Annotated in this window: 8 protein-coding genes and 1 pseudogene; 1 reads left to right on the forward strand and 8 read right to left on the reverse strand. The window is 51.6% G+C overall.

The genetic code is table 11. The features are described 5' to 3' along the window. Positions 1 to 2 precede the first annotated feature (2 nt). From DQG23_RS41785 to DQG23_RS10000, 4 genes are all read right to left on the reverse strand, one after another. Positions 3 to 1,769: an S-layer homology domain-containing protein gene (locus tag DQG23_RS41785; protein ID WP_146762278.1), complete on the reverse strand. Its 1,767-nt coding sequence runs from the start codon at positions 1,767 to 1,769 to the stop codon at positions 3 to 5. 70 nt (positions 1,770 to 1,839) lie between these two features. Beyond that, positions 1,840 to 7,056: a DUF4962 domain-containing protein gene (locus DQG23_RS09990; RefSeq protein WP_158560379.1), complete on the reverse strand. Its 5,217-nt coding sequence runs from the start codon at positions 7,054 to 7,056 to the stop codon at positions 1,840 to 1,842. A gap of 571 nt (positions 7,057 to 7,627) precedes the next feature. Beyond that, positions 7,628 to 8,629, reverse strand: coding sequence for a hydroxyacid dehydrogenase (locus tag DQG23_RS09995; RefSeq protein ID WP_113030675.1), 1,002 nt, complete (start codon positions 8,627 to 8,629; stop codon positions 7,628 to 7,630). A 9-nt stretch (positions 8,630 to 8,638) separates the two neighbouring features. Continuing rightward, positions 8,639 to 9,484, reverse strand: a complete 846-nt coding sequence (locus tag DQG23_RS10000; protein WP_158560380.1) for a sugar phosphate isomerase/epimerase family protein — start codon at positions 9,482 to 9,484, stop codon at positions 8,639 to 8,641. A 269-nt stretch (positions 9,485 to 9,753) separates the two neighbouring features. On the opposite strand from DQG23_RS10000, the gene DQG23_RS10005 reads away from it, so the two are divergent. Continuing rightward, positions 9,754 to 10,650, forward strand: coding sequence for a helix-turn-helix transcriptional regulator (locus DQG23_RS10005; RefSeq protein WP_113030677.1), 897 nt, complete (start codon positions 9,754 to 9,756; stop codon positions 10,648 to 10,650). Positions 10,651 to 11,081: 431 nt separating this feature from the next. Here DQG23_RS10005 and DQG23_RS10010 read toward each other — a convergent pair whose 3' ends face one another. The 4 genes and pseudogenes from DQG23_RS10010 to DQG23_RS10025 all read right to left on the reverse strand — a co-directional run bounded on the left by DQG23_RS10010 (position 11,082) and on the right by DQG23_RS10025 (position 13,508). Then, positions 11,082 to 11,516, reverse strand: a complete 435-nt coding sequence (locus tag DQG23_RS10010) for a VOC family protein (RefSeq protein WP_113030678.1) — start codon at positions 11,514 to 11,516, stop codon at positions 11,082 to 11,084. A gap of 70 nt (positions 11,517 to 11,586) precedes the next feature. Further along, a complete protein-coding gene (locus DQG23_RS10015) occupies positions 11,587 to 12,408 on the reverse strand; it encodes a helix-turn-helix domain-containing protein (RefSeq protein WP_113030811.1) in 822 nt (273 codons plus the stop codon). Positions 12,409 to 12,689: 281 nt separating this feature from the next. Next, positions 12,690 to 12,881: pseudogene (locus DQG23_RS10020) on the reverse strand (histidine phosphatase family protein); the annotation flags it as partial. Positions 12,882 to 13,067: 186 nt separating this feature from the next. Then, positions 13,068 to 13,508 carry a DUF5946 family protein gene (locus DQG23_RS10025; RefSeq protein WP_113030680.1) on the reverse strand — a complete coding sequence of 147 codons (441 nt, stop codon included), beginning with the start codon at positions 13,506 to 13,508 and terminating at the stop codon, positions 13,068 to 13,070. Between the last annotated feature and the right edge of the window lie 27 nt (positions 13,509 to 13,535).

Below are 13,535 nucleotides of genomic sequence, written 5' to 3' on the forward strand. Positions count from 1 at the left end.
TGCTACTCACTGTACATGTCAGCATGCATCAACAAACGTTTCAGCACGGCCGCAGCTTCAGCACGCGTCGTTTGCGCTTCCGGTCGGAAGGCGTTTCGCTCGTCACCCTCCATCATACCTGCCTTCGCCGCAGCGGCGATATCCGCCTGTGCCCAGTCTGCTGCCTCCCCTAGATCGACAAACGAAGTGCGCTTCTCACTGGAATCTGAGATTTCAATCGGTTTGCCGGCATAACGAGCCGCCCGCCTCAGAGTAACCGCCATTTCTTGCCTTATCATCCGCGCATCTGGTCGGAAGCTGCCGTCCGGATAGCCGCCAACCAAACCTGCATGCGTGGCCGCTCTGACGTCCTCTCCATACCATTCTCCTTTGACATCCGTAAACGAAGCATCGTCGGAGATGTGGTTCAAAGCCAGTGCCCGGACCAGCATGGCCGCGAACTCGGCGCGAGTTACCGGCTTGTCCGGCTCAAAGCTTCGTTCCGACGTCCCCTGCACCAGCAGTTTGTTGGCCATCGTCTCCACGATCGATTTACCCCAATGGCCGTCAAGATCGGCAAAATGCTTTTCCGCTCGAGCCAAGGCGTAGAGGCTGTTCCCTTTTCGGTATAACTTGGCGACGGTCTTTCCGTTTACAATCCGAAAAACCGTCGGCACCGGCAGCAGTTCTCCGGTAGAATCATCCATATAGACGCCTGTCGTTTGACCGGGCTCGATATCGAAGTCAAGCTCGAACAAACGCGGGACATACCGCGCAAACGTGGATAGAAGCACGGCGTTTCCGTCCGGTGTAATCGCTTGAACTTCGAATGCCACCGGCTTGACCAGCAGATCGGCTCCGATATTTGCGGCCCCTTGCTTGACTTTGCCCGCTTGCTCATCGTTCGTTTCTGTTATGACGATTTTTATAACTGCCTTGTCTGCATCCGCGCCCAGCCGGGCAACCCATTCCTCCGTAGTGAACTCATTTAGCGGAATCGAGTAGGATAGGTTCCCGACATGCATCTCGATGGCGGCAGACGGATTTTGTTTAGCCCATTTTTGGAGCAATGCCAGCGAGACTTGAACGGGACCGTCCGCAGGAATTCGTATACGACCGGTTTGTACTTGTTCGGCGCCCATCGGTTCGGTGACGACCATTTCGCGTGTTTTTCCCTCAGTATCGCGGGGATTGTGGACGTTACCAGCGTTGCCGTTGTTCCCGTTATTGCCTTTGTTCCCGTTATTGCCGTTATTGCCATTATTCCCATTGTTCCCGTTGTTGCCGTTGTCGCGTGGTGTTATCTTTACGCTTATCGTCCCCTGTTCCGTATACGTTGTAGCCTGCAAGTCGGGGTCGAGCGATTTGACGAGAAGCAGCTTGATGTCGGCGATTCCGGCAGCTTCCGCTTTCAGCGTTAGCCGGGTTAACGATTTCGACCCGCTTTCCCCGTCGGCATTGCCCGACTTCGTCGACCCGTATCGAATCGTATTCCCTTTAACAACGGGAGCAACGGAGAGGCCTCCCGGCAACAAATCTTCCGCGCTCACGAACGAAACGCCAGCCGGCAATTCGACCGTCCATTCATAAGCGTATAATCGGTCAAGGCCTGCCCCTTCTATGGTTACTGCGAAATTGTCATTTACTTTGACGGTTGTCGCAGCAGACTTCATAGCATAAGCAGTCGACTGACCTTCCGCAGCCAGGGTCGTCGATCCTTTGACAAACCAAATCATAATCGCAAGCAGAAGTACGGCTGCGCTTGTATGTAACCATTTGCTTCTTTTCACCAAGCCATCCCTCCAGAACCGGTTATGGAAATAGTGCCCCCTTGACGAGCAAGGGGACACTTCCAGCTAACTATCCGATTATCCGATTAGCGATAAACGCCAAATCCTCGATGTCGACGACACCGTCGCCATTGATGTCCGCTTTTTTGGCCGTCGCCCAGTCGGAACTAGACGCATCTTTCCCGTAATGGGCGGCTACCAGCACGAAATCGCCGATGGTTATGCGCGAATCGCCATTCATATTACCCGTTGCCGCCGTAATGCGGCGGGATTCGAACTGTGCGAGAGCGGTGGTCAGATTCGTCTGGGCGTTTTGAACCTGACTTGGTGTCGCATTAGTCTGATCCGCCACCGCCTGTGCCGCTTGAATCGCCGCCGTGAGCGCCGCCTTCAAGCCCGGTAACGAATTGACGAAGAACGTGCCGAAGGACGTTCCGGCGATCGCCTGGTCGCGGGCGTCCGTCGCTTGCGCGATTAACGCGGTCAGCGCAGCTTTATTCAACACGCTTACCGAAACGGTATGGTCGGCCAAAGCTAATTCTGTGCCCGACTCGCTCGAAGCGGTTACCGCAGATGTTGCAAAGCTGCCGGCAGTTGACGGAGCGTCCGGCTTAACCTGGAACTTCAGCGTCAAGAATGAATTGCCTGCAGGCAGCGCCCCCGTTCCCGTTCGCGCTGCCAGTATGCGCAGCTTGCCGGTCGTTTCATTGTTCGTAATGCTGACCGCTTGCTGCGAGTAGTCCTTCGCATAACCGGTATAGGTGAACAGGGTCGGATCGTACGACAGCGTCATGTCGACGCCGGCCGCCGAAGCCGCTTGTTCCAGCGCCACATGAATGTCCAAAGTTTGCCCGGGGTTGACGGACTCCGCGCCCGGCGTCAGCTTCACGGCCGGCTGATCCTGGACCTCGACTAAGCCGACCCAATCCAAATTCATCGGGCCCATCACGTTCCACATGGTCAGATCGACCGTTCCGGCCGGCAATTCCGTTCCGGTACGGACGGTCAGCGATTTCCAGTATTCCGGCTTTGTTCCCCAGTCCGTCGTAGTCGGCGCCTCCGCCGTATACATCTGGGAGCCGAGTCGAATCAAGCGCGTCGTGACCCCGCTCGTCATCTCCCAGCCCGCTACGTATTTCAGAACAAGATCGTATTTGCCGGCTTTCGGTACGGTAAGCCGCCAGCTAATATTTTGTCCGGGAGTTTTCCATTCGCTCACACCTTTTCCTCCCGATAGAAACGTTCGCGTGCTGTACACGCTTACCGTTCCTCCGGCGGTATCCGAGAAATTTTCCGCTTCCACAAAGGAAGTCAGACCTGCCCTCAAGGCATCGTATTCGTCCGAAGCATCGGCCGGCGTCTTGGCTCCCGAGCCTGCCAAGCGCAGCTTAAGCAGCCCTGCCGGCCCATCCAAAATCACTTTCGCATTCGCCCCCAGGAACATGGTCGGCTGCACGCCGCCGATTTTTTCGAATACTAGGCCATTCGGCGCTTGAAGAACCTCATACAAGCCTGCCGCATTCGATAATGCGCCCCAGGAGGAAACTCCGCCGCGCCCGTCTCCGTATGCCGAGAGCGTTACCGTCGAAGCGACGCCGTTAATCTCAACCGGCAGCGTTACCGGTGCGGCGGGGGCCGGAGCCGGGACGTTGCTCAACAGAAGATGATGCTGGCCTGCCTCGACATTCAATGTCAATTTGTCAGAAGCAATCCAGTGGACCCCTCGCATATAGACAGCTTCCGTTACGCTGCCGCCCATCGGAATGCTGCGGTACGATTCGTCGAGAATCGCAGCAACACTTGGCGCATGCAAAATGACTTTCGTATCCTTCATACCGGTAATGGACAGCTCGTCGCCCGAGAGAGCGATCGTTGTCGTCTGCGTGCTGTCGATCAGTGTGACGCCGTTCTTGATCAGCTTGGTGCCGCCGACAAGCAAGATCGAATCGCCCTTGACCGTAGCCGCGATGCCGTCGAATTGAATGCTCCCGGCATTGACGATGCCGTTTTGCGCATTACGGACGTAAACGTCCGTACCGTCATTGAAATGCAGCTTCCGGTAGGTGCCGTGATCTTCGGATGCGATGTTCTCAGGTGCGGAACCCAACTGGTAGGGTACATAGGTGGAGACGATGGTCGCGTAGTCCGTCCTTGGCGTCGTAAAACCGGCGTGCTGCCGTGTGCGCCCCGTATAACTGTTCTTCGGAGGCTGCTCGATGCCGTCGGCATCGAGATATTTGTCGGTTAAGGATGCCATCAAATTCGGATAATGCAGCCTTACTTTCAGAGCCGCCTTGTTCTGGACGATCGTGGCGCCGCTCTGATCGGCATCGAGCGTCATATTTTTATCGGCGTGCAGCCAATATTCGAAGTTGGAGCCGCCCGGTTCCCGCGCTTTCAAATTGTCGACGACGACGAATGCGCCCGGTTTCACGTAGATGACGCTCCGCTGAGCCTGATCCAATCCGATGTTGTTGCCCGGATCGGTATTGTAGGCCGTTGTGGCGTCGCCTACCGCAGCGTCGAAATCCCTGTTGGTCGCGAAGCCAGTGATTTGGCCCGAAGCCTTCATATCCCAATTTTTTTGCCCTCTTTTGCCGTCGTACGTAATGGCATTTTTGGCGAACGTTTGCTTGGCATATTTCGCATGATGATCGGTCGCGTAAGCATCGTAAAATCCGCCGTCTACCGCGAGTTCCTCGCCGAACGCGTTGATGATGATCCCGTTTTGATCCGCATGACTGTGATTGTAGCTTCCGAATGGACTGGATCTGAAAAAGAGCGAAATGCGCTTCGGATCGAATAAACTGGAGTGCATCGCTACCAAGCCTATGGTATCGAAATATTTCGCCGTCGGCATCTCTACCGGAGGGCGCGGCGTCAAGCTGGCGTCCTCATACAGGTAGGTGAAGATGTTGTCGTAATTATACGGACTCGTCGTTTGTGCAAACCACTGCATGACCGGATTTTGGAGCATTTGCGCATTACGAATCGTATTCGAAGCGGTGTAAGTCGGTGCGACGACATTGATGTCGTTGCCGAATACGCCGTTCTTCTGGCCGACCGGAAGAACGTAGAGCGGAAACCATGATTCGTTGCGCGAAAACGCCTTCCGGTACAAATTTAAGCCGGTAGCTGTATAGATCACATCCATGATCTCTTTGTTTGCCGCGGACGACCAGTTCCAGTAGCCGCTCCCATTCCCCCATCCGCCGTCCTCTCCGCCCCATGGCGGCAGCAAATTGATGTAGGAAGGCACGATCAGATTGAACCATTGCTGCGCCTTCTCCGATACGACGCTTCCGTTCACACTGATATTGTCATGCAGGAGCGAGGTCGCAATGATGCCCAAATAACCGAAAACCGTCCATCCATGCGAATCGTAGGGCTTTGACGAAATCGGCAAATCATCGTACAGCACGTCGTCCGCAATCGTTTGGGCTCGCGCCATAATCATCGTAAGAGCCTGTAGCTTCTCCTGTTGACTGAGGCGATCATAAATCCAGTCATACGCCATCGCGCTCTTATAGGCGATATCCCGGTGAACCTGATCGTCGCCGCCAGTTGCAGGCGTATAGGAAGTCGGACCTACGTCCGTTCTCCACGTGGCGAGATTCAATAACCGCGATTTCGCATAATCGCCATATGCCGTATTCCCGGTAATCAAATAGACGAAGGCGGCGTTCATCATTTTGCCTGTTTCCGTCACGGTTTGCGTGAGTACATTCGGGCCTGCGCCATTTGCGGGCGGCACAGGCTCGCCCTGTAGCGTAGTGTCATTCAGGTTGACTTTACTGAAAATCCGATCGTACGTCGCCTTGCCGCCGCCGTCTTTCCTGGCACGGAATGCGCTGAGATTGGAAGGATTCGTCAAAATGCGTGGGTGCGAGGTTGACACTTGGCTCAGCAGCTCCGAAAGGGGCGGCACCGGGAACGGAACGGCATCCGCATCAATCCGGAATTTTCGGACATCGCTCCAATTCGACCATCCCGCCGTCTTATGAAAACGAACTCTCCAGAAGTAGGATTGCCCCACGGCGAACGTATTCGGGAAGTTATAATAGTTGGTTGAGATATCGTTCTTTTGATAAACAACGTTTTGGAAAGCACTGTCATTCGCCACCTGCAATTCATACAGATCGGCGCCAACAATGAAAGGCCATCCGAAATCGGGCGGATTCTGTGTCGTAACCAATTGATCCCCCGGTTGAAAGTGCCGCGTTTGAGCCGGTTCAAGCCCTGTTGGCCATTGGAGTTGACCGGCAGGCGTCGGCGTTGGGGTCGCGGCCGGCGTCGAAGAGGCCGTCGGAGTCGGAGCCGGGGTCGAATCGGATGCCGTTAACGACGCTTGATCGAAATAGACGTCGGCCGATTGTGCACCCAGCGTAGCCAACTCCACTTGCACATCGGTTGTCCCTGCAGGCGGAACGGCCGTTACGGTCAACGTTTCCCAGCCTCCATTGCCCGTCGACGTTGCGTCCGCGGACTGTTGTCCGTATGCGCCGAAGAAATTCAAATACAGATGTCCGCTGCCCGCTAACGCCTTAGTCTTGACGGTTGCCGTATATGCTTTACCGGATACGATTGGGGTAATCGGACTTTTCAGGCTATAAGCATCCGCAACCGAGTTATCGACGATGTGCAGCGACTTTTTGCCGTGAGCATACACCGTATTGGTCACCGTTGCGATACTGGCCGTCACACCGTGGTCGACAGCCGTCCAGCCGTTCGGCCTCGTGCCCGTTATGGCTTCGAAGCTCGGATTGGGCAGCAATTCGGTCGTCTTCAGCGACGCGTCGTCCACATACGCGATACCGGTACCGGCCGAGCTCGGGATAAGGAGCAGCATCTCGATATTCACAGTGGTCGCCGGAGGCGTGTCGGTAACCGTAATCGTCTGCCAGCCCGGCGCAGCATTAGCCATCGAACCTTTCTGCGTGAAAACATTGTTGGCATCGAAATAACGGATCAGCATCGAAACCGCGCCGGACTCGACCTTCGCTTTGACGCTGGCCGCTATCGAGGTGCCCGGGGAATAGGCCATCCACTGGCTTCTTATCCCTGCCGCTGTGGCTGTTGTGTTGTCCGTGAGCTTTACGCTCCGTGTCCCTTCCGCCGCTTGATCAGTGACCGATTCGACCGTCACATCGGGCTTATTGTCGTACATGCTCCAATTTGCGGGCATTGTGCCTGATACCTGCTCGAAGCCGGGATTGACAACCAGCTCGGAACCCATGACTGGGTTCGTGACGGCGGCATGGGCGAATTGAAACGAAAATAAATTCAAAATCAGACTACATCCCATTGCAAATGCGATTGAAATAGCCATTCTGCGCTGCCACATGCTATTGATCAATTTGTTCGCGAATACAGCAGGCGACGGGCTCGAAATAGGCTTAGCCGTCCCCGATTTGCTCCCTATACAAGAAAAACCGTCAAGTAGTGCTGTTTTCAGGATAGTACTCTTAATCCCATATGTACTTCTTTTCATCCTCTTCAAGTTGAACACACCGTCCCTTTTTGAAAGTCTCGGCAAGCATACCCTCCGCTGATTGTTCACTTACTTGGTAATCGCAACGCCAAAAAATTAGCAATGCCTTTCTACACCCAAGTTGTAATCGCTTACAATTAGTTCCCCCTCCTTTCATCGCCATCATAAAGCAGCAGTCGATATCGGTAAATCAACAGATCCGATAAACCTACAACAACTCTACGTTTTTCTTAGAATACTTTCAGTTTTCGAGAAAACGCCCACTGATTCGCACTCATGTTTTTGTCGTATATTGTCCAGCTTGCCGGCATACAAAAAAACTGCACGGGAAAGATCCCGGCAGTCTGCGAAAGTGCTCGTATTTTATTTATCTTGGCGTTAATCTGTGGTAGTGATCCAAGGAGACCCGCCCGAGCAGCTCGCCCCCTGTGCTGAAACGGTGCAGCTCGTCCACGATGAAATCGCAGAGTCCCCGTTTCAGCAAGCCGTGGAACCCGCCGATATGCGGCAAGCATAGAACGTTCGGCAGGGTCAGCAGTTCATGATCTACAGGCAACGGCTCCTGGTCGTACACGTCAAAAGCGGCAAGTATGCGGCCTTTGCGGAGTTCCTCCAAGAGGGCCGTTTCCTTCACGATCGGGCCGCGGGCCGTATTGACGAAGAGTGCGCCATCCCGCAGCCGCTGCAGCTGCTCCTCCCCGATCATCCCTTGCGTACGAGGCGTCCAGGTATTATGGAGAGAAACAATGTCGCTGCGCTCGAATAGCTCATTCAACCCGCAGAGCTCTACGCCGAGCGCGTCCGCTTCCTTCTGCGTGCAATAACTGGAGCTCAGCAGGATTTGGGCGCTAAAAGGCTGCAGCATTCGGATCACCTGCCTGGAAATTTCGCCGAAGCCGACAAGACCGATCACTCTGCGCGTCACACCGAGAACCGTTTCTCGGTTATTGCCGCTCCACTGGCCCAGTTTAAGCCTGGCGCTGTAGCCCGCGAAGTTCCACGCACCGGCGAACATTAGACCTATAGCACATTCTGCAGTCGAATGCGCCAGCACTCGATTGGCCGAGGTGACGGCAATCGACGCGGAGAACACGTCCTCGCTGACAATGGACGCTACGCTGCCAGCCCCATGCCCGATAAACTTCAGCTTCTCGGCACGCGCGAGCACTTCCGGAGTGAAAAAGGGCGAACCCCAGGAAGTGATGCAAGCATCGTACTCGCCTATTCGATTAGCCAAATGATCACTTGTAAACCTTTCATTTATTGGAATAAAATCAACCTCTGAGAAGCTCAACAGCTTGCTCAGCACTGGCTCCTGCCAAAACATGCCGCGCAGTCCGGCATCGGCGATCGTCACTAACGTTTTCATGTGCAAACCTCATTTCTTAAGAGATTTAAGGATCATACGCATAAAGTCCGCATAGGCTGGAAAAATGATCGCAGGCTCCATGCCGGGAACCTGCAGTTCCTTCCGCCACTTGGTTTCCCACTCCAACGAATAATAACCTGTATAACCTGCACTTTCCAGCATGCCTACTATTGAAGCGACGGGGATCTTCCCTTCGCCAACCTTCGTATACTTCCAGTTCAGCTCCATCTGATCTTCGAAGGGAACGCCGTCCTTTATATGAATGTGAACGCACTGCGATCCCAGTAATGCAAGGGTGTCTGCAGGCGATTCCCCCTCTTCCAGAGGGTGGATCAGATCATAAATGACAGCGCAGTTCGGACGGTCCACATCATCCAGCAGCGTGCGTAGTGCCCGGCCCGTGGAAAACTCATTATGCGTTTCGATCCATACCTGCACGCCAGTTGTCGCCGCATAATCACAAGCTTGCCGGATGTACGCTACAAGCTCTGCATAGGGTATAGCCGGAACCTGTTCGTCTCTGCGGTTTCTGAAATAACCGAGGAATATCCGCACTCCGCTAGCCTTCAAATCTTGCGCCAAGGAAACCACCTTACAAAAATGCATAAGCTGCGCGGCATCCCCCTCGCTGCCTGTCAAACAAACGCCGGAACCGATATCAATAACGCGCAGCCCCGCTTCCTCCACTTTTCTCAGAACAGCGCTTCTCTCGTCCTTTGTCATCTCGACAGAGATCCCCCAAACATTCCCTTCCCTGAGCTCCAAACCTTGAAATCCGTATTGCTTCGCCATATCCACCGTCTCGTCCAAAGACCAGCCGTCACACGGGATTGTACTGAAGGCTAAACGCTGCATGCCGCTTTCCCCATTTCCGTAATGATAACTTAGATTCATTCCCATTATGGCAGGCCGGTTTCGCGAGCGCTTTTCTTTTTCCGCGAATTCTTTGTACATTTACGCGAAACCGACTGAACTTTTATGCGAACTGAATTCCGGAAGCTTCCCGCCGTCATGTGGGAACAGAAGCCATCCCTTTTCCACATATACTTTGAACAATGTTGCGAATCCGTGTACCATTATCAGTAGAGACGAAGAATTTATGATAATGGCGGTGGACATGATTGATGTCTGATTATCCGATCTATGCTTACCGAGACATGCTCGACGAGTCATTTCCTTTTAAAATCGAGATCCGCAGGCCGCACTCGATGAATCGCTCCCTTCACGCACACGAGCATTTGCAGTTGTGCTACCTATTGTCCGGCAGTTGCCTTCATTGGGCGGCAGGCCGGCAGTATGTGTTGACTAAGGGAGATCTCTTCTCGATCCCGCCCTTTCACGAACATCGGTTGGACCCCCGCGATGCGATGGATTTCGTCATGATTCAGGTGGATTTTATGCCCCATGCGATTCACGATAGTTTTCGGGATCTGGCGCACATTCAAACGTTTGTTGATTTCGCCTATATCAGACCTCTTATTTCTGAAGCCGATCTGATGCCCAAAATGACGCTTCCCCCTCCCACTCAATCCGTGGTCGAAAACCTGCTAAACGTTATTCTCACCGAATGGGAGGGACAAGAAGAAGGCTATCGGTTGGCAATCAAAGCGGAACTGCTGAAGCTTCTCGTCATTACCTGCAGGCAATATAAGCGCTATTCGCATACTCAAAGTCAGCAAGAGCGTCAAAAGGTAACCCACCATCGGAACGCTTTTTATAAAGCTATCAACTATATGGTGACACATTACAATGAGGATCTCCATTTGGAAGAGGTAGCGTCCAAAGCGTTGATGTCGCCCTCCTATTTCAGCTATATGTTGAAGCTGGTGAAAGGGAAATCCTATATTGAGCTTTTATCCGCCACTCGTATTCAAGCCTCAATGGAGCTCCTGGCAGGAACCGACCTCAATGTGACCGAGATTGCTTCCCGAGTGGGCTATAACCATGTAAGTTATTTCAATAAAACGTTCAAGAAACATACGGGCTTAACGCCCGGAGACTATCGCAAGCATCACATTTAGCGAAAATGTGCATTATATGGTTTTGACAAGAACTTTATCCCATAAACACAAGAAGCCGCTATTTACGCGGCATTTAATGAGATTAAGTTCTTGTCACCCGACAGCCGAGTTCATCGTCGACGACAAGAACAGCACAGCCTATGTATCGCGAAAAAAACGATAAAAATTGAGGTAAATCGAGTCCCTCTCATTCGGCAATGGTGAGCAATCCATGTCAATAATTTGAAGTATTGCTTGATCATAGAGATTTTTAATCACAACAGAATCCATACAAGCATCCCCCTATCTACAAAAAAGGAACGAAATCTTTCGTTCAATCTATATAAATTATGGTCTCATCCCATTTGTTCTACAAGGATACAAATAAACAAAGCAGGTTACGCGGACCTGCTCTGTTTATTTATCTTTATTAAGTTATTTATGTAACCAGCTTAACTCACATACATGGCGAGAAATCGCTTCTGTATTTCCTCAGGTTCCAAGATTTCAAGTGTGGTTGAGATCATCCAATAATGTCCGAATGGATCCTTCACACTTCCCGCTCGTTCACCGTAGAATTGATCGGCTATCGGATTAACGATTGTCGCTCCAGCTTCAACCGCCTGATGGATCAACTTATCTGCATCGTCGACCAAAAGATGGATACCGACCGTTGTGTTGCCTATCGTTTCCGCCCCTAAAATACCGTATTCGGGATATTCTCCAGCGAGCTGTATGAGAGCTCCGCCGATTGCAATTTCAGCATGAGCGACTTTGCCTTCCGGCTCCGTCAAGCGATATTTCTCTACGGCATCGAAAGCCTTCTTGTAGAACTCAATCGCCTCCGCAGTGTTCTTGATCCATAGAAACGGGGTTACATTAACCATTTACATCCACCTCTCTTTTTTCACAATTTTAACCGCCCCTCAAACGAGGGTATAGTAAAAAATTGACCCTTTAGTTATGGACCGCAACATGATTGTGATGCCTGACTTGCGCCGAGAAATAATCAGTAGGATTAAGACTGGAGAAAGCCTGAAAATCCTTAATAAAATGCATCTGATCATAATATCCGCAAGCGATAGCAACATCCAACCAATTGACGCACTTCGTGCGGTCTAATCTATTCAATACCTCCTGAAAACGACGAAGGCGACAGAAGAGCTTCGGCGTCAACCCCACTTCTTCTTTAAAAATCTGAATAAATCTCCGTTGACTTAAACCGATTTGATCGATCACATCCGAAAGGGGTCTTGTATGCGGCAAACGCATAAACTCGTTAAGTGCGAAGCTTACTGCCGGATGTCGTATCAGTGGTCGGGAAGCCAGCTTGATCAGATTTGCTTCAAGTATTCGAAACTTATCAACCACCGTTTGTGATTGAAGCAGCATCTCACGCAGATCATAGGCGCTTGCGCCCCACAGTGCATCCAAGGAAACATGCGTATTATGTAGTTCATTCACTGGCATTTTAAGAAATGGGGAAATGCCGCCCGGTTTGAAATGTATGCCCAAAACTGTGGTCTCTGCGGAAGTATCGATAATGAAATATTCGGAATGCGGCCCGCAAATAACAGAGCTGCCGTATGTCCGCAACGGGTCCTTATACTCTCGGTCGAACAATTTAATCTTATCGTCATGCAGGTTGATCACGAGTTCAATCGAACCATCAGGCAGCGAAAGCTCCTTCGAATGAGGTGGTGCATATCCTTCAAAATACCAGAAATAATCCACAAAACCTGACAATGGCGCTTTTGGCGTATACGTTCGTATCAGCATGGCATATGCGCGACTGGCTTTATGGACGTGAAGTCCGCGGAGTCGCTCCGTCCTTTCTTGGGGTACTTTGCGCGTTTGGCAAGCCGAAATCATGAAGTATCATCGTTGTTGATGGACGAATTTGAGTAGGGTAGCCAGCCGCCAACGCTTAGGTCCCCTGCTGTACGAAGTGAAAACCTGCTTTGCGAAGCTCAGGTATTGCCTTCATGACGCCCTCGGCGGTATCCTTCTCCGGGTGTGGTCTTGAGGTACGAGATCATCTAGTCGTATATACATCAATTATCTGCTGTTTCTTTAGCACGGGAAAGGTCACTTGAAAAAATGTAATCCCATTCTTCGCCTTTCAATCGATCCGCTAGAGCACGTGCTTGTTTTCTACCAATCTCATTAAGCGGCACGTCACTTTGACCTTGAACTCGCTTTTCAATATTCCAATCTGTAATACCATGCCTTATTAATCCAATATGTGTCATAGATAACCCCCCATGTTTTCAATTCCTTTTTTAGTAATAACAAACGAGAATAATAAGCTTATTTTCTAATTTTAACACTACATTGGCGTCAATTGATTTTCAACTAACCTCCGGTTAAGAAACGGCAGCCGATCATTCTCTGGCCGGCTTCCGTCATGTATTTATTGAGCTCTTGTATCCGATAGTTTAATCATTCCTTTTCGTAACCAGTGGACCCATTTCTTTCAGTGCAGTACGACCCCACTGCTCTATGAGCTTAAAGTAACTATCGGAGTCATGCATTTGTGAGGCAACATCGGCGATCGTCATGGTCCAAGCAACCTTGGGTTGTGGTATTGCATTCAATGGTCTTCGAATACCCTTGGTGCTCCCTGGTCCTATGGCCATATCTTGACGAATTAACTCCGTGGGGTAACCTTCCTCCAGATGCCTCCGTAATGCGGATTGCACCCAGACATACATATCATCGCTGTAGCCTTCATGTTGAACCATGTACGAGGCAACAGTTAGAAAGTGCACTTGCCCGTAGCTAGGATCAGTGAATTCAAGTGCCATAAATTCATTGAATATCGATTCGCATGTATTCTCCTGAGAAAGTTCAGCACCACACTTAGCACAAATATCCAATACGATTACCTCCTATGCATCGTTTAT

Source organism: Paenibacillus contaminans (genome assembly GCF_003285015.1).
In the GTDB taxonomy this organism is placed as follows: domain Bacteria; phylum Bacillota; class Bacilli; order Paenibacillales; family NBRC-103111; genus Paenibacillus_V; species Paenibacillus_V contaminans.

Excerpts from the sequence above, each read along its gene's own strand:
- DQG23_RS09995 (WP_113030675.1), bottom strand. The coding sequence starts at position 8,629 with ATGAAAACGTTAGTGACGATCGCCGATGCCGGACTGCGCGGCATGTTT.
- DQG23_RS10000 (WP_158560380.1), bottom strand. The coding sequence starts at position 9,484 with ATGCAGCGTTTAGCCTTCAGTACAATCCCGTGTGACGGCTGGTCTTTG.
- DQG23_RS10005 (WP_113030677.1), top strand. The coding sequence starts at position 9,754 with ATGTCTGATTATCCGATCTATGCTTACCGAGACATGCTCGACGAGTCA.
- DQG23_RS10010 (WP_113030678.1), bottom strand. The coding sequence starts at position 11,516 with ATGGTTAATGTAACCCCGTTTCTATGGATCAAGAACACTGCGGAGGCG.
- DQG23_RS10015 (WP_113030811.1), bottom strand. The coding sequence starts at position 12,408 with ATGCTGATACGAACGTATACGCCAAAAGCGCCATTGTCAGGTTTTGTG.